Source organism: Nostoc sp., assembly GCF_036916975.1.
GTDB lineage: Bacteria > Cyanobacteriota > Cyanobacteriia > Cyanobacteriales > Nostocaceae > Nostoc.
In genome coordinates this window covers 70,693-89,791 of sequence record NZ_JBALFF010000066.1, presented here as the reverse complement: position 1 = coordinate 89,791, position 19,099 = coordinate 70,693, and the positions used below count along the sequence as shown (strand labels likewise).

18 protein-coding genes are annotated in these 19,099 nt (G+C 42.1%); 9 read left to right on the top strand and 9 right to left on the bottom strand.

Features of this window, described 5'->3' with window-relative positions; genetic code table 11:
- Positions 1-5 precede the first annotated feature (5 nt).
- The 5 genes from V7K73_RS16130 to V7K73_RS16110 all read right to left on the bottom strand — a co-directional run bounded on the left by V7K73_RS16130 (position 6) and on the right by V7K73_RS16110 (position 2,974).
- Complete coding sequence (locus V7K73_RS16130) at positions 6-1,022, bottom strand: glycosyltransferase family 2 protein (protein WP_334881609.1); 1,017 nt, start codon at positions 1,020-1,022, stop codon at positions 6-8.
- A gap of 106 nt (positions 1,023-1,128) precedes the next feature.
- Positions 1,129-1,836, bottom strand: coding sequence for a TVP38/TMEM64 family protein (locus V7K73_RS16125; protein WP_334881608.1), 708 nt, complete (start codon positions 1,834-1,836; stop codon positions 1,129-1,131).
- Between the two features lie 184 nt (positions 1,837-2,020).
- Positions 2,021-2,209: a hypothetical protein gene (locus V7K73_RS16120; protein WP_334881607.1), complete on the bottom strand. Its 189-nt coding sequence runs from the start codon at positions 2,207-2,209 to the stop codon at positions 2,021-2,023.
- A gap of 115 nt (positions 2,210-2,324) precedes the next feature.
- A complete protein-coding gene (locus V7K73_RS16115) occupies positions 2,325-2,561 on the bottom strand; it encodes a DUF5615 family PIN-like protein (RefSeq protein ID WP_334881606.1) in 237 nt (78 codons plus the stop codon).
- A gap of 92 nt (positions 2,562-2,653) precedes the next feature.
- Positions 2,654-2,974: a DUF433 domain-containing protein gene (locus V7K73_RS16110; protein ID WP_334881605.1), complete on the bottom strand. Its 321-nt coding sequence runs from the start codon at positions 2,972-2,974 to the stop codon at positions 2,654-2,656.
- Between the two features lie 204 nt (positions 2,975-3,178).
- Between V7K73_RS16110 and ssuD the strand changes: the two genes are divergently transcribed.
- The 4 genes from ssuD (at position 3,179) to V7K73_RS16090 (ending at position 9,147) form a co-directional block, all read left to right on the top strand.
- Complete coding sequence (ssuD, locus tag V7K73_RS16105) at positions 3,179-4,327, top strand: FMNH2-dependent alkanesulfonate monooxygenase (RefSeq protein WP_334881604.1); 1,149 nt, start codon at positions 3,179-3,181, stop codon at positions 4,325-4,327.
- Positions 4,328-4,468: 141 nt separating this feature from the next.
- Entirely contained in the window at positions 4,469-5,419 is a 951-nt protein-coding gene (locus tag V7K73_RS16100; RefSeq protein ID WP_334881603.1) for a D-2-hydroxyacid dehydrogenase, read from the top strand.
- A gap of 501 nt (positions 5,420-5,920) precedes the next feature.
- The gene (locus V7K73_RS16095) at positions 5,921-6,061 is read left to right on the top strand and encodes a hypothetical protein (RefSeq protein WP_041565237.1); all 141 of its coding nucleotides are present in this window, start codon (positions 5,921-5,923) and stop codon (positions 6,059-6,061) included.
- 173 nt (positions 6,062-6,234) lie between these two features.
- Complete coding sequence (locus V7K73_RS16090; RefSeq protein WP_334881602.1) at positions 6,235-9,147, top strand: glycerol-3-phosphate acyltransferase; 2,913 nt, start codon at positions 6,235-6,237, stop codon at positions 9,145-9,147.
- 265 nt (positions 9,148-9,412) lie between these two features.
- On the opposite strand, the gene cobJ is transcribed toward V7K73_RS16090, so the two are convergent.
- Entirely contained in the window at positions 9,413-11,143 is a 1,731-nt protein-coding gene (gene cobJ, locus V7K73_RS16085; RefSeq protein ID WP_442936770.1) for a precorrin-3B C(17)-methyltransferase, read from the bottom strand.
- 153 nt (positions 11,144-11,296) lie between these two features.
- Between cobJ and V7K73_RS16080 the strand changes: the two genes are divergently transcribed.
- Positions 11,297-11,545 carry a helix-turn-helix domain-containing protein gene (locus tag V7K73_RS16080; protein ID WP_100897345.1) on the top strand — a complete coding sequence of 83 codons (249 nt, stop codon included), beginning with the start codon at positions 11,297-11,299 and terminating at the stop codon, positions 11,543-11,545.
- 98 nt (positions 11,546-11,643) lie between these two features.
- Positions 11,644-12,216 carry a restriction endonuclease gene (locus tag V7K73_RS16075; protein ID WP_334881600.1) on the top strand — a complete coding sequence of 191 codons (573 nt, stop codon included), beginning with the start codon at positions 11,644-11,646 and terminating at the stop codon, positions 12,214-12,216.
- A gap of 11 nt (positions 12,217-12,227) precedes the next feature.
- Here V7K73_RS16075 and V7K73_RS16070 read toward each other — a convergent pair whose 3' ends face one another.
- The 3 genes from V7K73_RS16070 to V7K73_RS16060 form a co-directional block, all read right to left on the bottom strand.
- Positions 12,228-13,337, bottom strand: coding sequence for a DNA-methyltransferase (locus tag V7K73_RS16070; protein WP_334881599.1), 1,110 nt, complete (start codon positions 13,335-13,337; stop codon positions 12,228-12,230).
- 193 nt (positions 13,338-13,530) lie between these two features.
- Positions 13,531-13,920, bottom strand: a complete 390-nt coding sequence (locus V7K73_RS16065) for a hypothetical protein (RefSeq protein WP_334881598.1) — start codon at positions 13,918-13,920, stop codon at positions 13,531-13,533.
- Positions 13,921-13,960: 40 nt separating this feature from the next.
- On the bottom strand, positions 13,961-15,460 hold the full coding sequence (locus tag V7K73_RS16060) for an acyl--CoA ligase (RefSeq protein WP_334881597.1): 1,500 nt from the start codon (positions 15,458-15,460) through the stop codon (positions 13,961-13,963).
- 223 nt (positions 15,461-15,683) lie between these two features.
- Here V7K73_RS16060 and V7K73_RS16055 point away from each other — a divergent pair, with 223 nt between their 5' ends.
- The 3 genes from V7K73_RS16055 (at position 15,684) to V7K73_RS16045 (ending at position 18,870) form a co-directional block, all read left to right on the top strand.
- Entirely contained in the window at positions 15,684-16,760 is a 1,077-nt protein-coding gene (locus tag V7K73_RS16055) for a glycosyltransferase family 4 protein (RefSeq protein WP_334881596.1), read from the top strand.
- 51 nt (positions 16,761-16,811) lie between these two features.
- Positions 16,812-17,600 (top strand): WecB/TagA/CpsF family glycosyltransferase, encoded by a 789-nt coding sequence (locus V7K73_RS16050; RefSeq protein ID WP_334881595.1) that lies wholly within the window; start codon positions 16,812-16,814, stop codon positions 17,598-17,600.
- Between the two features lie 328 nt (positions 17,601-17,928).
- Positions 17,929-18,870 carry a DNA polymerase III subunit delta' gene (locus tag V7K73_RS16045; RefSeq protein WP_334881646.1) on the top strand — a complete coding sequence of 314 codons (942 nt, stop codon included), beginning with the start codon at positions 17,929-17,931 and terminating at the stop codon, positions 18,868-18,870.
- Positions 18,871-19,099: the final 229 nt, after the last annotated feature.

Here is a 19,099-nt window from a genome sequence, read left to right as displayed (position 1 = left end):
TTAGGTCAATACTTGTCTACATTTTGAATAGTAGGATCTTCTAAATTATCTAGTTTGTCAGAATTGCTCCTTGAGTTAGAGGACTTGTGATAAAAACCACCTACCTCTGCCAAAGTATAGAGGGGCCTAGCTTTAACTTCTTCATAAATGCGCCCGATATATTCGCCTAAGATGCCAACACTGACTAACTGCACAGATCCCAGAAAGAAAATTGCCATCAAAATAATCGTAAACCCGGTTAAAGGCGAATGGGGAACAAAAAGCCGCCAATACAAGACTAATAAAGCCATGAAGATGGCCGCCGTCGCCGCTACTAACCCTAAGTAGGTTGATAACCGCAGTGGCACTATTGAAAAGGATACTAGACCATTAATAGCCAGCGCCAAAGATTTACTGAAAGTGTATTTAACTTCCCCAGCAAAGCGGGGGTTGCGCTCGAACCGAATTGCTGTTTGCTCAAAGCCAACCCAAGAACGCAGACCACGGATATAACGGGTGCGTTCTGGCATAGAATTGAGAATATCGACGATCTGCCGATCCATTAAACAAAAATCACCAGTATCAGTAGGAATCTCTACATCTGCAAGCTTTTGGAGAATGCGATAAAAGAAGTAGGCAGTAAAACGCTTAAACCATCTTTCCTTGAGGCGTTGAGTGCGTTGAGCGTAGACGACTTGATAGCCTTGTCGCCATTTTTCAATCATGTCGGGGATTAGTTCTGGTGGATCTTGTAAGTCAGCATCAAGGATGATGATAACTTGACCCCGGACAAAATTCAGACCAGCCGTAACTGCAATTTGATGCCCAAAGTTACGAGCAAAGCTTAGATAGCAAATGCGCGGGTCTTTTTGATGGAGTTCTCGTAGTAGTTGTAGGGAGCGATCGCGGCTACCATCATTAATTAAAATTAATTCGACAACACCATCGAGCCGATTCATTACTGCACTCAGTCTGCGGTATAGTTCAGGAATAATTTCTTCTTCGTTATAAATTGGAACAATCAATGAATACTTTGGTAGCATCTAAGAATCTCGTTTAATTTTGAACAGCCAAGCTGACAGACTGCTTGCTTTCGCAAAGGTTTGGTTCTTAGTATACCTAGCAAGATTCAAGTCCCATTCCGATAATTTATTTATTATTTGGATTTATGTAATCTGAATCTGATTCTTTAAGGCTTTCTACAGCTTTTTTGGGAAAACTCCGACGATGACGATACCAAGTAGACCCTGCTACCAGGGTTCCAGTTAAGCCCAAGGCGAGTACTAGCGGCAAGAAATCGCCTGTTTTGACTGCCTTCAAACCAGAACTACCTAGTAGTACAAAAGGTAATACACTAGGAACAGTCCCAAGTGTTGTACCTAGAACATAATCTTTAAAACTGATCGAAGTCAGTCCAGCCACAAAGTTCACCAAACCATAGGGCATAATTGGTACTAGTCGGATGGCAAACATATAAAAAAGCCCTCCACGCCGTACCTCAGCATCCATTGCTTGCCAGCGTCCTGCAAGTCGTTTGGCAACTGTTTTACGTCCGATAGTCCGAGTAAAAATAAAGGCAATTATTGCCGCAATGACTGCTGCAACACTAGTCCAGAAAGTACCCAGCCAAGGGCCAAAAATTGCACCTCCAGTCAAATTTAGCACTGTTGAGGGCAAAACTAACATAGTTGCCATAACGTACAAAGCAACATAAATAACAGGTGCCCAGATCCCAGAAGATTTTAGCAAAGCTTGAATTTGTGCTGGTTCAATGCCGCCAAGCAGATATACTGCTATACCAGTTGCAATGATACAACTCAGTGTGAGTACTAAAATACCAGCTTTCAAGTTCCCCACTAGAATACTCCTGCTTTTTTTGTAACACAATTCATCTTTGGCAAATTTCCCTTTTAATTAAATAAGTGGGCGCAAATAATCATCACTGGCTCGTAGTTGCGCTTTAGCGCTAAAGCGCAACTACGAGCCAAATACAGAGATTTTACTTTTCGTTACATAGTTTGGTTTGATTTTGCCTACTTACTTAATTCTTGAAAACCTTGGTTTTGGAAAGTGAGGTGTACCCATAGCGAAACGGGCGATTAGAAACCGCATCTACACGAGACTTAACCCTTAATTTGACCTTAGTCTGCCTTTGCGGACGAAAGCCTGTGTAGCCAAGCCACTGCGAAGAAAGCGGTTTCCCTACACCTTGCAATATGTTATACCGCATCTGAATGGGAACAACTATAAATTATTAGGTATTATCAAACAATAAATCATCCAATCTTAATTTGTAGCGACTGTCTTAAAAGTCAAGCGATCGCACTTGAGGACATGATGTTTATTTACAAATACTCAACACGCCCTACCATTTCCTCTGGCGTATAAACTTCATAAATCAGTAGCAGACTTTCAACGATCTGTCCAATTGAACGAGTTCCTTGCTTGCAGTAAGCAATACCAGGATGATTATTGGTAAAACTCGCAATTCTAAGGAAATCATCATCCTCAGTAAAAAGCACTCGCTGTTGTTGACAAATAAAATCTAATTGTGCTTCATCGCTTTGAGTTCGTAATCCCACTGAGAGTGGTTGTGGTCACATCAATACCACGACGGTGCAATTCACGGGCAATAACTGACCTCACCTGTTCGTCTAAATGAAATCTTATCCGACTACTCACCCCGAATTGCCTTTAGTCTTGCTTCTAAAGGAGAAGGAGGACTATTACGCCTCATTTCCTCCACTAACGCCTCACTTTCTGCGGTATGGCGCTCAATTTCTTCTCGATGATCGTAATAGTACGCCATTGCTGCATAAACTGCTGCTTTAGATAAATCATATTCAGAAGCAATTTCTTCTAGAGATTCTCCCATCTCCAAATACATTTTTGCAATAGCAGCAATAGTTATTCTTGTTCCCACAATGCGGGGTTTACCACAACAATAGTCAGGATCTATGGCAATATACTCTTTACTTACCTGTTGGATAGGCATTTTTTTTGAGTGGGATAAGGCAAAATTTCTCCTTCTAGTATACTAATACCAATTCTGTATGAGGCTGCGCTATATTCGCGTAACTTGAGTGCGATCGCCTACGGCGGGCGTAGCTATTTTTAAATAATTTCCTGTAAAATACTAATAAAAATACGGTAAATTTATCGAATTACCGGAATTTCAAGCCCTTATACCCTGAAAAATATGCAAATTCTCTGGTTTATTCCGACTGGATCTCATGACGGACGCTATTTAGGCACAGATATAGGTTCTCGTGTTGCCACACCTGATTATTTGCAGCAAATTGCCCAAGCTGTGGATAATTTAGGCTACACGGGCGCATTGTTACCCACAGGGAGTTCTTGTGAAGATGCTTGGATTATGGCTGCTGCTTTGATCTCTGTCACCAAGCGGATGAAATTTCTCGTAGCAATTCGTCCAGGAATTACTTCCCCAGGTGTTGCGGCCCGGATGGGTGCAACATTTGACCGGATTTCTAAAGGAAGATTGTTGATTAATGTGGTGACAGGTGGAGATCCGGTGCAACTTGCTGGGGATGGCTTGCATCTTAGTCATGACGATCGCTATGATTTAACCGATGAATTTCTCACAGTTTGGCGGGGGATCGTCAGTGGGGAAACAGTCGATTTTAAAGGAAACTATCTGGATATCAAAGGTGGTAAACTTCTATTTCCACCAGTTCAAAAACCCTATCCACCCTTGTGGTTTGGTGGCTCATCTGCTGCTGCCAAGCGGGTTGCTGCTAAACATATAGATGTTTATCTGACTTGGGGCGAACCTCCAGAACAAGTAGCCCAAAAGATTGCCGAAGTTCGGCAACTGGCGGCTGAACAAGGAAGAACAGTCCGTTTTGGGATTCGCTTACATGTAATTGTGCGAGAAACCGAATCTGCGGCTTGGGATGCTGCCAATGAGCTAATTAAATATGTAGATGAGGATGCGATCGCATCTTCTCAGAAAGACTTAGCTAATTCTGATTCTGAAGGACAACGGCGCATGAGTCAACTACATAATGGTAGTCGAAAAACCTTAGAGATTAGCCCCAACCTCTGGACAGGAATTGGATTAGTGCGGGGTGGTGCTGGTACAGCCCTAGTTGGAGATCCCGACACCGTTGCCGCTAGGATGCTGGAATATAGCAATTTGGGCATAGAAACTTTCATATTTTCTGGATATCCCCATTTAGAAGAAGCCTATCGCACCGCCGAATTATTATTTCCCCGCCTACCTTTGCAGAGTGAACCTACACAGCTAACGCCACCAGTCGTGAGTACTTTTAGCGAATTTGTCACTAAGGAAAAATTTGCTCAACAATTAACGAGTGCTTCATGACAATGACAATTTTATATTTGGGATTTGGGATTAAGCAAAAACACCAAATTTAAAATCAAAAGCTTGATCCTTCTAGATTTATCTTTGTGAACAATCTAAAATCTAAAATCCCAAATCCAAAATTAAATGAGGGAGTAGCAAATGGTGAAACTAATTTTACCCGATCATCTCATTGCTGATATTCAGCCACACCTACCATCGGATATAGATGTTGTGGAGGTGGATAGTGAAGGTAATCTTCATGGTGATGCTAGTGATGCAGAAATTTATGTTAACGGATTTTACCTGAAAACCTCTACCCATGACAAAGTACTGACAGCAGCACCTGCGCTGCGTTGGCAACAGTCACCGAGTGCTGGCGTTAATCACATCCTCACACCAAATTTTTTGCAAAAGGACATTATCCTCACTAATGGCGCAGGGGTTCATGCGATTCCAATTTCAGAATTTGTACTGGCATTCATGCTATATCACGCCAAGAATCTGGGGAAATTGCAAACTTTGCAGAATGAACACACTTGGGTAAGAGGATTGTTTCTCGAAGAGTTGGCAGATGCGAATTTGTTAATTCTCGGCACTGGGAATATAGGTAAAGCGATCGCATCTCGCGCTAAAGCCTTTGGAGTCACAGTTTGGGGTAGTCGCCGCCATCCCGAACCCCTAGCAAATTTTGATAAAGTTGTGGGTGCCAATCAGTGGCGATCGCTCCTTCCATCAGCAGATTATGTAGTTATTGCTACACCATTAACTCCAGAAACTAAAGGCTTGATCGATGAAAGTGCATTGCGCTCTATGCGTCAGTCAGCTTACTTAATTAACATCGCTCGTGGTGCGATCGTAGATGAAGCCGCATTACTCACCGCACTTCGTCAGGGATGGATTGCCGGTGCTGGATTAGATACAGTAGCTACAGAACCTCTGCCGCCGGAAAGTCCCTTGTGGACGTTGCCAAACGCCTTTATCACCCCCCATTGTTCAGCCTTTTCGCCACGCCTCAAAGAGCGCATAGCACAACTATTTATCGACAATCTCAAACGCTACCAAACCGGTCAGCCCTTGCGGAATGTCGTAGACAAGCAAGCAGGATACTAAAATATGGGGCAAAAGAGTTAGGAGTTAGGAGTTAGGAGTTAGGAGTTAGGAGTTTGGAGTTTGGAGTTGGGAGTTGGGAGTTGGGAGTTGGGAGTTGGGAGTTGGGAGTTGGGAGTTAGGAGTTTGGAGTTTGGAGTTGGGAGTTAGGAGTTTGGAGTTTGGAGTTATTCTCTTCTTTGCACCACTCAGCACTGGCTCAACCGTAGCTATCGCTAACGGAAAAGAGGAACTCAGCACTCTTGAGGGGCATTCGGAAAGAGGAGGCAGAAGTTCTTTAATTTTGAATTTTGAATTTTGAATTTTGAATTGATTTCTCCCCCCAGTCTCCCCATTTGTATAAATAAGACTAAATACCTCTAAAGAAATAAGCAATTTTGGTGATGGAAAAATTCCCAAGTTGAAACAAAATAATATTAGGAATTTAACATCATCCACAAATAGAAGGACTACAATCAAAACGGACAAATGTTTCATGCTCCAACATAAGAGGATTACAAAGCTATGTCCGATTTAAATCGCGGAATTATGAAATTTGAGGGTGCAGATTCCCCAAAAGTAGTCACTATCTCTACCGTGTTACTTCTGGGATCGATCGCTGCTCTGATTATCTGGGCCCTGCAAGCTGCCTATGCGCTAAACTAAAACCATTAGTAGCTTAGAAGGACACTTGTCTTAAACGGTTGCCGTCGTAGCCAAGTGTCCACTCAGCAACTAGTAAATAAAAACGCCCTAATTACCATCAAAAATTTTAGAAAAACTTTAGATTTTAGATTTAAGGTTTTAGGTGGAATTAAATCTAAAGTCCAAAATCACGAATGTTTGAACCTTGGGGTGTCTTAGTTATCTTAATTGCCTGCCCCCTCTTGGGCGGATTACCCCTGATTGCATGGATCACTTACGCGCTAACGGGCAAGAAATTATCACAAGTTGGTACAAGAAACATTAGTGTATCAGCTGCTTTTTATCATGGCGGTAAGTTTGTCGGAATTCTGGCAGTCTTGTCAGAAGCTTTTAAAGGAGTTGCGGTAGTCTTACTCAGCCGCCTTTTTTTCCCGGAAGGATCGTTTTGGGAATTGATCGCCCTGATTGCTCTGGTAATTGGTAGATACTGGATAGGTAGAGGGGCAGGTACGACAAATGTTGTCTGGGGATTTGTCGTACATGATCCTCTTGTGGCAATATTTGTATCCTTTTTTGCAGGAATTAGCTTTACAATTCTGCAATCGAGAAAGGTAGTAAAATTTGGGGTTTTGCTTCTTTTTCCGGTGTTTGTGGCACTTCTGCACATTAGCGATTTCCCCAGAATGGTTGCTGCTGTCGCCTTAGCTGGTTTAATGGGCTGGATTTATACTAAAATTGCTGATGATATGAATCTGCCAGCCCAAGAGGCACAAACAGAATCTCTTGCGATGTTGGAATTTTTACGCGGCGATGTCTACGACGGGCTACGCCAACGCGCGATGGTTTCTTTAGATGAAGAGTTGGATGCTGCTATTGTCGGAGAAAAGGCGGCTACATTATCTCAAATTAAGCGCTGGGGTTATCCAGTCCCAAAGGGATGGGTACTCGCCCCGATTGACGATCCCCAAGGGTTGACATTTCTCCAGCCATCAGAATTATCTCCCTTGGTGGTTCGTTCTTCTGCGATTGGAGAAGATTCAGAACACGCTTCTGCGGCTGGACAGTATGAAACAATTTTAAATGTTACCAGCCCAGAGGCATTACAATCAGCGATCGCTCAAGTTAAAGCTTCCTATAATCATCCATCTGCTTTGCAATATCGGCGCGATCGCGGCTTAAAAGATACAGCAATGGCTGTATTGATTCAACAACAAGTCCAGAGTGTATATTCTGGCGTAGCTTTCAGCCGCGATCCCATTACCCAGCAAGGTGATGCAATTATCATTGAAGCCCTTCCAGGTAGCCCAACGCAAGTCGTTTCGGGAAAAGTCACACCAGAACAATATTGTGCTTTTGTCATTGAAACAGAAAATTCCTCCTCTGTGCAATTAGAGGGTCAAGGACGAGTCCCCCAAGCATTAATCAAGCAAGTTGCATACTTAGCTTATCGACTCGAAAAACGTTATCATGGCACTCCTCAAGATGTGGAATGGAGTTACGACGGTCAAACACTCTGGGTGTTGCAATCTCGACCGATCACCACTCTACTACCAATCTGGACACGCAAAATCGCCGCCGAAGTGATTCCTGGAGTAATTCACCCCTTAACATGGTCGATTAATCGTCCCTTAACTTGTGGAGTTTGGGGAGAATTTTTTACTCTAGTTTTAGGCGAACGCGCTTTCGGGTTAGATTTCACTGAAACAGCAACTCTGCATTATTCTAGAGCCTACTTTAATGCATCCCTCTTAGGAGATATTTTTCTCCGCATGGGATTGCCGCCGGAAAGTTTGGAATTTTTAACTAGAGGAGCTAAATTAAGTAAACCGTCCTTGCAGTCAACTTGGCAAAATTTGCCAGGACTAGGAAAGTTGCTGAGGCGGGAATTAAGTTTAGAAAAAGACTTCAAGCAGGATTATAACAAACGGTTCATTCCTGGGTTGTCGCAGTTGGCAGAAGAAGATATAGAGAACTTTGAACCAGCCAAGCTGCTAATCAGAATTGACTTTATTTTAAACTTGCTACGTCATGGGACATATTACAGTATTTTAGCTCCCTTGAGTGCTGCCCTGCGCCAGGGGATTTTTCGGGTGAAGGATGGGCAAATTGATCATAGCGTTACTCCAGAGGTAGCGGCATTGCGATCGCTCAGTGCAATAGCAACAGATGCCAAAGAAGTATTGCTTGAGTTTGACCCACAGCACGTATTTAAGCAATTAAAGCAAACCCCAGAGGGAGAAAAGATCCTGCGAGAATTTGACGAATTGCTTCAGGATTACGGTTATTTAAGTGAAGTGGGAACTGATATTTCCGTTTCTACCTGGCGGGAAAATCCCCAGATGATTAAGCAGATGTTTGTACAGTTAATGCAGGGGAACGAACCACAATCAGGCGCTAAAGACGCAATTAATAGCATTTTTGCTGGGAAGCGCAAACGTGGATTTGTGCAACGGCGTGTGGATATCAAGGGACGAGTTACCGAAGTTTATTCCCGGCTTTTAGCCCAATTGCGGTGGAGTTTTGTCGCTTTAGAGAAGATTTGGTTAAAGTCCGGCTTACTTAAGAAAGCAGGAGATATCTTTTTTCTAGAATTTGATGAAGTGCGGCGTTTAGTTGTGGGTGACGATTTTAGCTTAATTGAGGAGTTAGATGAGTTAGTGAAATCGAGGCGATCGCAATTTGCCCAAGATAGTGAGATCATTCAAATACCCCTTTTAGTCTACGGCAATACACCCCCTCATCCCTTAGCTCCCTCTGAACTCTACTCTGACCAAATATTACAAGGGATTGGAGCCAGCCAGGGACAAGCTGAAGGCAGGGTGAAAGTGTTGCGAAATTTACAAGACGTGCCGGAGATTGATCGAGATACGATTCTAGTAGTACCTTACACAGATTCCGGCTGGGCACCTTTGTTATTAAGGGCTGGAGGATTAATTGCCGAAGCTGGTGGACGGCTTTCTCACGGTGCGATCGTGGCACGGGAGTATGGGATTCCCGCAGTGATGGATGTTCACGGCGCTACATGGCTACTCCAAGATGGTCAACGGGTAAGGATTGATGGATCTAGGGGTATTGTGGAATTATCTAACGATTTAAGACCCGATTAAAACAATTCGCTTTTTCGCCCATTCGCAATTCGCAATTACGTTTTGTGACGTGGATTTAGACCCCGACACAAAACGCACTGCTTGATAGAAGCAGGGGACTTAAACCCCCACCATTTGTTAAATAATTCGTAATTCGTAATAGAGCCTCCGGCACGCTGCGCGGTTTTCATGCCCAAAGGGCTGTACGTAATTCGTAATTTGTATAAATATAACCAATCTTGTGGGGTGGGCGTCTCGCCCGCCCTACAAGAGTTAGTTGGATATTTTATAATTTGGAAGTTTCATAGCGACGCGGCGTGTAAACCCAGATAGTACCATCGTTGCGTTTGATGGTTCGGGTTTTTGTGGAACCGATGAGAATAATTGTCCGCATATCGGCGGTAGCTGGTGTTAATTGGTCAAGGGCGATCGCTTTCACCGTTTGTCCTGGTCTACCGAGATTCCGCGCCAACACTACTGGGGTATCTGGTGTTCGATGTTGCAATAAAATATTTCTTGCTTCTGCCAGTTGCCAGGTACGATCTTTAGAAACAGGATTGTAGAAAGCAATTACGAAATCAGCCTCAGCAGCAGCAGCAATTCGTTGAGCGATCAAAGACCAAGGTTTCAAGATGTCAGACAGGGAAATAGCACAAAAGTCATGTCCAAGGGGCGCACCAATCGCGGCGGCGGCGGCCTGCATAGCTGAAATGCCTGGGGCTACATGAATGTCGATAGTGTCCCATTCGGGTAAGGAAAGGCGATCGCATACTTCAAAAACTGCTGTTGCCATTGCATAGATACCTGGGTCACCAGATGAAACTACAGCTACATATCGCCCAGATGCGGCCAAATCAAGTGCAAAAATTGCCCGTGCTTCTTCTTCGCGGTTGTCAGACTCATGCCGTTGCTTACCATCAGCCAGAGAACCGATTAAATTTAAATAAGTTTTATAACCCACTAGGTCAGTTGCCGACTTGAGTATCTCTTTCACTTCTGGAGACATCCATTGCTCCCCACCAGGGCCTGTGCCAATAATCGCTAACCGTCCGCGTGGTTGACCGATGGTGTTAGGGTCAATTGGTTGAGGGGCAATGGCGATCGCTATGTGGGGAGATGAGGAAGTAATGGGGGATGTGCCTGTGGCGGCGATCGCAACTGCTTGGGCGGGGCTATAACCTTGTGATAACAGACTTTCTAGCTGATTTGGGGTAAAAAAGCGGGTAGGCACTCCCAAGGCGCTAGCTACGGCGTGAATTGCGGGATCGGCGGCGGCGGTGATGGGTGCAAATATGGCGGCGACTGATGCTTTTTCTAATGAGGTATCAGTTAGTAGTTGTTGTACTAAAGTTACTGGATCATCAATGGTGTCAGTAATTGCGATCGCGATCGTTGCTGGGTGGTAGACAAGACAGTTGGCTGTAGGAGTTACCAAACGTTCCGTAACTTGGATGGTCAAATTTCCCTGTGGATCTATGGGCAATTTGCGATCGCTTAACCAAGGTGCTGTGCCTTCTAACTTGACTTGCGCCCCAGCTAGCAAATCTGAGATAAATTTCTTCGCATCCTCTGGGTTTGCTAAATGGTATCCGGGGGGAGGAGATAACAGCGTTGTACCCAAACGTAAATCGCCTGTAGTCGTAATTGCAGGCTTGACATCAAGCGCTTGGGCAATGCGACGGGCTAAATCGTTTACCCCACCAAGTCCGCCCAAGAGAGGGACAACAACGCTACCATCTTCAGCCACAGCTAACACTGGTGGTTCCTGTTGTTTATCTGAGAGTATAGGAGCTAACGTCCTAATTAAAATACCGGCGGCACAAATGCCAATTAGCGGCGTTCCTTGGGCAAATAACTCGCGTAACGTCTCGCCGAAGTTAGTAAAGCTGACATCAACTCCAGATGTGCGCCCCGCTAGACCGTATAATGTTGCCCCTGGTAGGACTGTGATTATTTTGCGTGCTACTGTCACGCTATTTTGACCTAGTATTACAATGGCGGGTGCAACGTTCATCATCATAAGTAGATATCTTGCAAAATTTGATATCCTTCAAATGAAAGCACAGATTTAGATATGCTCAAAAACCTATTTTGGGTTTATACCATATTAGGTTTGTTATAACTCTCATTGAGATCGAATAAACCATCGCCAGAAAAAGGGCAAGCTAAAGTGCCTAAATCAGTTTTCAGCGAAGAGTACAATCGGTTTCGCCAGCTACTTATCGAAGCCCGAAAAGCTGCCAAGCTCACTCAAGCAGAGTTGTCAGCAAAGTTAGAGCTTCCGCAATCCTATGTATCAAAGTATGAACGTGGAGAGCGTCGTCTTGACGTTATTGAGTTTTTACAAGTTGCCCAAGTCCTTGAAATAGATCCGCTTGCTTTTATCGAAGAATTGCTGAAATACCAAAAGGAGACATAATAATCATTATTCAATATATTGACTTTAACGCAGCAGATACAATCATTAATACCCAATACCAGAACGAATGGCATGAGGTTATTACTATTCTCACTAGAATGCCTTTACACATCAAAGCTTCAGATCAAGCTGGAATTCAGGGTAATGCAATATTCGATCCAGTAGGTACGAACGAATACATTAAAGCTGCCTTTATTCATGATGGTTGGCAATCAAATATACCTATTCCCCTAGCTTACAGATTTTTGGGTACAGAGGTTGATTTTGCCAAAGCTGGCATTATCATTGAAATTCAGTTTTCTAATTATCCCTTCCTACTCAATAACACCTTGCGCTCAGAATTGTTCTTCAAAGCTAAAACTGAATTTGTTGAATACCCGACTAATTTGGTAATTCTGGTGACAAAGGCTCTGATGTTTCCTGCTTCCAACAGCACTCTTTATTACGAGCAAGCTGTTAATCAGTTAACAGCTTTGACTAAATACCAAGTTTTTGATGTACCAATTAGACTGGTTGGATTATTTGAACAACAAAATACAATAGTACCTATCATCTGGACTGAGTATTCATCTAAAAGATATTCTAGAACTGTGAATACTAGAGTTAGTCGCCAATGTCAAATCATTGCTGGACGTTCACCCCGTAGTCGTTGTCTACTTAACTTATTGTAAAAATTAATCTATTAACTCCATAATCTCAATTCAATTTGTTCTATTTCTTCTACTTGTTTTACTATTTTATTTTGCAAAGAGGTCTTTTTTCCATTACCATTAAGCTTTGGATCTATTGGAATCTCTTCACCTCTTAGATTAGCTGCAAAAGCAGATTCTTCATAGATTAATCTATCTTCCATTTCTTGCAAGTGATACTCTTCTGGATAAATTTTTGCTTTGCTGCGTTCCGAAGCTTTATTTCCTACTTGCACATCAAACTTAAATTTATCAATAGATTGACCAGTTTTTTCAACATAATCGCGCAATGTTTTTAAATTTGGAAAACAACCATTTTTATCTGGATTGCCACTAAGACGATGCAACGCAACTTGATGATATTTTGGTTCAATTTCTGACCCGATAAAATGGCGTTCATGATCTCTCGCAACCACTCCCACAGTACCAGAACCCATAAATGGATCTAAAACAATATCATTTTTGTTAGTTGTAGCTAATATAATTCGAGCTACCAAGTCTTCTGGAAATTGGCAGGGATGTATAGTTTGTTCTTCATGGTTATGTTTAACATTCCGAAATAGCCAAATATCACCAGGATTTTTACCTTCTGGATTACATGAAAGTTCACCTTTACGATTTCCCCGATAATGTTTCTTATTTTGATATTTTTGTGGAACTCTAATAGCATCTAGATTAAATTTATAGTTATCCGATTTAGTAAACCAAAGAATAGTTTCATGTCTACAAGAAAACTTTTTTTGGGCATGAAGACCATGTTGCCTAGCCCATATAATTCGGTTACGAGGAATTAATCTGCATGACTCTAAAATCGGAAAAAAGCAAATATCCAGAGGAATCAGCATTCCTCGGTCAGAAAAAGCACCAACTTGCCAAAATAGCGAACCTGTATTTTTAAGAATCCGGCTACATTCAAGCAAAACGGCTGTTTGTTCTGCCAAATAAATCTCAAGAGCCTGCCTTGATTCGTATTCTTTGCCTAGATTATAAGGTGGAGAGGATACAACTAAGTCAACACATTCATCTGGCAGATTACTAAGCAGTTGTAAGCTATCCTCCAAGAGAATCTGGTCTAAGGGTAGATTCTCTCTATTAGTCTTCATTACGATACCTACCTTGCAAGTAATACTAAACTTTCGTGAGCATAACCTATTTTAGGTTATTAGCCAATTATTGAGGAAAATATCAATAGGAAGTAGAGTACAATACCTCCCTACTTACTGATCTACTTTGCTGCTGTAGACATAGCTAAAGGCGATCGCCTCTTTAAAAAAATGCGATCGCTTGCTTCTTGTTTCAATTAGCTTTCCGCTCTTTAAGCACTTGATCTAGCAAACTTCTCGCAGATTGTGCTTTAGTCAGCGCTATTTGATGGTCATTATAAGCCCGAACAAGGCGAGAAAGACTGCTCACACCTGCCTTAAGTTGCTCAAGTTCTTCACCAGCAACCATTTCACCATCAAGCATCCGCCCGATTAACGGTTTAATATCGCCCACTTCTTGCCGGACTTTTTGGAGTTTTTCTAGGCTACTCAATAAGGTTTTGAGTGAGTTCAAGATGTCGTCAATATCTTGGACATCCTCCACAGCTTCCGGTAAATCTTCAATTGTCACTGTATCTTCATCTGATATTGTAGGCAATTCCTGTGCAGACATTTCAGTTGTAACCCCGTTTGACCGTGCCATCAAAGCTTCCTTAAGGAATTTTCCTTAGTGTATCGCTGATTCAGCCTATGTTAAGCAATTTCGCCATAGCCAACCGTTGCAGTTTCCCCGTAGCACCACGAGGTAGTTGATCTAAAATGTGAATTTGCTTAGGAACTTTAAAGTCTGCCAGCATGGTTGAACAGTAAGCTAAAAGTTCTTTTTCGCCGACTTCTCCCTTGAGGACAACAGCAGCATGAATATCTTCTCCTAAAGATTTGTGGGGGACGGCAAAAGCTAAGGCTTCGGCGACGGCGGGATGGCGCAGCAAAACGTCATCCACTTCTAAAGGAGAAATTTTTTCCCCACCCCGGTTAATCAATTCTTTAATGCGTCCAGTCAAGCGCAGGTAACCGTCTGCATCCAGTGTACCCTGATCCCCAGTGCGGAACCAACCGTTTACAAAAGCTGTGGCGTTAGCTTGGGGGTTGTTTTCGTAGCCATCTATAACATTGGGTGCTTTTACCACCACTTCGCCCAAGCTTCCTTGAGATAATAGGTTACCTTCAAAGTCCATGATGCCGACTTCCACACCGAAGCCATAACCGACAGTACCCGGTTTCCTGACTTTTGGCGGTAGGGGGTTAGTAGTCATTAAGTGAGATGCTTCAGTCATGCTGTAAGATTCCACCACGGGAGCATTAAGAGTTGCTTCTAGCTGTTCAATAATAATTGGAGGCAAGGGAGCGCTACTAGAGCGAATGAAACGAAAGCGGTTAGCTTTGACAATTTCTGCGTTGCGGCTAGCGCGGGCTAAAATTGTCTGGTGCATGGTTGGCGCTGCGGAGTACCAAGTAGGTTTGTAGGTATCTACCAGTTTCCAAAACTCCAGGGCATTAAAACCATTGGGACAAATTAATGTGCCGCCCGATGCTAGAGTTGCCAGCAAACAGCCCACCAATCCGTGAATGTGGAACAGGGGCATTAGGCAAATTGTAGTATCATCTGCTGTGAGTGAGTAAGCACCAATGATGTTGTTAGCTGAGGCGATTAAGTTGCAATGACGAATCGGCACACGTTTGGGACGGCTGGTGGTGCCGCTAGTGTGGAGAATCATCGCCAAATCATCGGCGTTGGGGGCTGCCAGATTCGAGGATTCTGCTGGTTCTGAGCCTGTTTTGACTAATTCAAAGCTCAATGTGCCGTCAGTGTTTACCTTGGCATTAATCAGCATCATATCGGGTGTGACGGCGGCAATGGCTGCTTTTGGCTCGTCAGACAACGTAATTAGTGCTTTTGCTTGGATATCTTCGTAATAAAAGGCAAATTCTTCTTGTTTGTATTTAGGATTTAAGGGTGCAGCAGTGCCACACAAGGCCACAGCCAAAAAGGTAATAGCCATTGGTGAACCGTTAGTCATGGCAATGGCAATGCGATCGCCCCGTTTCAATCCAAAGCTGTTGAGTTGCGATACCAATCCAACAATATTCTCGCGCAATTGCTTATAGGTTAGCGATCGCCCCTCAGGCGTAACTAGGGCTAGATGATTGTCTTCCCCTGCTAAAAGCTCAAATAAGTTCATTAGTTTTCCAGTCTGTCAACAGATTATTCAATCAGTTTTAAGAATAAAGTACACGCCACGGCTAAACAACATTTAGCCCATCCTTTGTCGCATGGTAATATTTATTACATTAAAACTGTTAATCAATATCATTGACAAATACATAACTTAATAATATGTTAAGTAGTGTGTGCGGCACATAAATATTTGATGAATTTATCTACCCTAAATAAGCTCTTTTGTTATGAGTCCTATAAAGATTACTATGTTAGGCGAAAGCTTGGAGCGGCAAGGTGGGATAGTTTCCGTGCAAAAGCTCATCCTTGAAGAAGCTACTGAAGCGACTTCTGATATTAAATTTACACATATTACTACTTTACCGAATGGCTCTGCTCTCCAGAAAGTATTAGTGTTTTTGCAGGCAATAGGGGAGTTATTTTGGAACTTATTAAATAAAAAAGCCGACTTAATTCACGTTCACGTTTCAGAGAGAGGTAGCGCTTTTCGTCACTCAATCACTAGTCTTATTTGTTGGCTATTTCAAAAGCCGCTAATTATTCATGCTCATAGTGCTGACTTTCATTTATTTTACTCTGAGCTTCCGCAATTGCTTAAGCAATGGCTGAGTTGGTCTTTTAGTAAATGTACCCGTTTTATTGTTTTATCAGATAGCTGGAAAAAATTTTATATCGAAAATCTGGGTTTGAAGCCAGAGCAAGTTATTGTTCTTCCTAACGCGGTAAGAATTCCCGCCGAAATTCCGCAGCATGTAGATTCCAACCAGGTATTTTTCTTATTTCTAGGGCGCATTGGTCAGCGCAAAGGTGCATTTGATTTAATTAACGCATTCGCTTCTATACCTGCTGAACAAAAAAGTAAAGCAAAGTTGGTTATGGCAGGAGATGGAGATGTAGAAAAAGCTCGTAGTTTGATTCAAACTCTAAATCTTGCTGACTACATCACTATCCTAGACTGGGTAGACAAAGAAAAACGCGACGATCTTTTAGCTAAAGCTGATGTATTTGTTTTACCTTCTTACAACGAAGGTTTGCCGATGGCATTACTAGAAGCAATGAGTTGGGGTTTAGCTGTCATAACTACTAAAGTAGGAGGAATACCGGAAGTAGTTACTCAAAACCAGAATGGTTTATTACTTAATCCGGGTGAGATTCAAGAGTTGTCAGAGGCAATGCAATCTTTAATTGCAGATAAAAATTTGAGAATATCTCTAGGAAATAATGCACGCATAAGTGTAAAACACTTGGATATCAACAATTATCTTGCATCTTTAAAATACATTTATGCATCAGTCGTAGCTTGAGAGCCATATTCTGAAAAAAGTTTGTCTAAATTAAACAAAAAGGAAATAACAATGAATACGAGTACTAATACGAAAACTTTCCCGGAAATCAAGTTGTTTGATACAAGATTCCATCAAGTTAAAGTACAAGAATTAATCGATTATTTAGTAGAAGCAGTCAAAAGTCCCAAAAAGACAATTGTCGAAAATGTGAATATTAGAGCGATGAATTTTGCTTATGAAAAGTCTTGGTATCGAGATTTTTTAAATAATGCAGATTTAGTATTTTGCGACGGATTTGGTGTATTGTTAGCAGCTAATTTAAGCGGTTATTCGCTAGATTCTGCACATCGCATGACAGCACCAGATTATATAGAAGATTTAGCATTGAAATGTGAAAAAGAAAACATTTCTTTATTTTTATTAGCTGGAAAACCCGGCGTAGTGGATGAAGCAATTACAAAGTTAGGATCAATTGCACCAAACCTTCGCATAGGTGGGCATCATGGTTACTTTGATAAATCAGGAAAAGAGAATGATTTAATAATAGAAAAAATTAATAATTTTCGACCCGATATTTTATATATTGGTTTTGGTATGCCATTACAAGAAAGGTGGATTTTAGATAACTTCAATAAAATTGAAGCTCGTGTATTTTTACCTTTAGGCGCGTGCTTAGATTTTTATACTAACTCTACATATCGTGGGCCTGAATGGCTGACAAATAATGGCTTTGAGTGGTTAACCCGCTTAGTTACTGAACCTACTCGTCTATGGGATCGTTATATTATAGGTAATCCATTGTTTTTTTATCGTCTATTTAAGCAAAAAATCGCTCAAAAATTGGTAGCAAATCGCTAAGAAAAACATAATTCATATAGCAAATTGCCGGATTATGAAGTACAGTACAGTCTGTAAACAAGTTTTTTAAGCTATCCAATTGTAAAATAAGCGATCGCTCTTTTGGAAAAAAAACTTTTAGATTTACTGAATGTATCGCCTTACAATAGCACTGCATCCCTCTGTATTTAAAAGGCTACGACCTTTAGGCGGTAGAAGTCATTGCAACAGTGCTAGTATGTCAAATATTGGCATTTTGTAGCTTCTAAGTTGTGGTTATAGAACACAACAACTCTACTACATCAGCCCTCTGTTTTCTATATTCTTGTTTTGGCGAAGGTACTGAACTATTAACCCATTTGCACCACTTGTAGGACAACAGCAAGCCATAGAATTACTCACTCAGGCTGTCAGACAAAATCGGGTTGCTCCAGCATATCTATTTGTGGGGCCACATGGTGTGGGAAGAAGTTTAGCAGCCAGATGTTTTGTGGAATTGCTATTTTCTAGTGAGATGGGAGTCACTGCGGCTTTACAAAACCGTTTGCGCCAAGGGAACCATCCGGCTTTGTTGTGGATGCAACCGACGTACCAATACCAGGGACAACGATTAACAGCAGCAGAAGCGGCCGAGAAAGGACTTAAGCGTAAAGCACCACCTGTAATTCGGCTAGAGCAAATTCGGGAAATTACCGAGTTTCTCAGTCGTCCACCCTTGAAAGCGGCGAGGAATGTAGTGGTGCTAGAAGAAGCCCAAACAATGGCAGAAGCAGCAGCGAATGCTTTACTTAAAACTTTAGAAGAACCGGGACAGGCGACGTTAATTTTAATTGCACCTACCTTAGAGTCTATTTTGCCAACTTTGGTGTCACGCTGTCAACGCATTCCTTTTTATCGCTTAGATGCACAGTCTTTGGCTGTTGTACTTACACAAACTGGTCATCAACAAATTTTGGCAAATCAGGCAGTATTGAGTATAGCAGCTGGCAGTGCCGGAAGTGCGATCGCATCTTACGAACAATTACAAGCTATTCCCTCTGAGTTACTCGAAGACTTAAAAAAAGCTCCTGCTTCTTACCGCAAAGCTTTAGAGTTAGCCAAGAAAATTGATAAAGATTTAGATACAGAAGCCCAACTGTGGTTAGTTGATTATCTTCAGCAATTCTACTGGCAGGAGTGGCATCAACCCAGTATCATAAACCAGCTAGAACAATCTCGTAAATACTTACTTTCTTACGCTCAACCGCGGCTAGTTTGGGAATGTCTGCTTTTATATTTATGTCAAAAATAAAATTCCATCTAAACCTCCGGCACAAAAACCTCAAACCCTTTATAACAATATTAAATGATATTACTTAAGTATCCGTAAATAGTTAGTACTTGTGTATTATTGATAAGTAGGTAGACAAGATAAAACCAAACTATGTAACGAAAAGTAAAATCTCTGTATTTGGCTCGTAGTTGCGCTTTAGCGCATCTTTATCCGGATGCGCTAAAGCGCAACTACGAACCAGTGATGA

Coding starts and splice junctions, on each gene's coding strand:
- V7K73_RS16050 (WP_334881595.1), top strand. CDS start 16,812: ATGAATACGAGTACTAATACGAAAACTTTCCCGGAAATCAAGTTGTTT.
- V7K73_RS16120 (WP_334881607.1), bottom strand. CDS start 2,209: ATGCGGTATAACATATTGCAAGGTGTAGGGAAACCGCTTTCTTCGCAG.
- V7K73_RS16100 (WP_334881603.1), top strand. CDS start 4,469: ATGGTGAAACTAATTTTACCCGATCATCTCATTGCTGATATTCAGCCA.
- V7K73_RS16075 (WP_334881600.1), top strand. CDS start 11,644: ATGCCTTTACACATCAAAGCTTCAGATCAAGCTGGAATTCAGGGTAAT.
- ssuD (WP_334881604.1), top strand. CDS start 3,179: ATGCAAATTCTCTGGTTTATTCCGACTGGATCTCATGACGGACGCTAT.
- V7K73_RS16060 (WP_334881597.1), bottom strand. CDS start 15,460: ATGAACTTATTTGAGCTTTTAGCAGGGGAAGACAATCATCTAGCCCTA.
- V7K73_RS16095 (WP_041565237.1), top strand. CDS start 5,921: ATGTCCGATTTAAATCGCGGAATTATGAAATTTGAGGGTGCAGATTCC.
- V7K73_RS16130 (WP_334881609.1), bottom strand. CDS start 1,022: ATGCTACCAAAGTATTCATTGATTGTTCCAATTTATAACGAAGAAGAA.
- V7K73_RS16055 (WP_334881596.1), top strand. CDS start 15,684: ATGAGTCCTATAAAGATTACTATGTTAGGCGAAAGCTTGGAGCGGCAA.
- V7K73_RS16065 (WP_334881598.1), bottom strand. CDS start 13,920: ATGGCACGGTCAAACGGGGTTACAACTGAAATGTCTGCACAGGAATTG.
- V7K73_RS16090 (WP_334881602.1), top strand. CDS start 6,235: ATGTTTGAACCTTGGGGTGTCTTAGTTATCTTAATTGCCTGCCCCCTC.
- V7K73_RS16070 (WP_334881599.1), bottom strand. CDS start 13,337: ATGAAGACTAATAGAGAGAATCTACCCTTAGACCAGATTCTCTTGGAG.
- cobJ (WP_442936770.1), bottom strand. CDS start 11,143: ATGATGAACGTTGCACCCGCCATTGTAATACTAGGTCAAAATAGCGTG.
- V7K73_RS16110 (WP_334881605.1), bottom strand. CDS start 2,974: ATGCCTATCCAACAGGTAAGTAAAGAGTATATTGCCATAGATCCTGAC.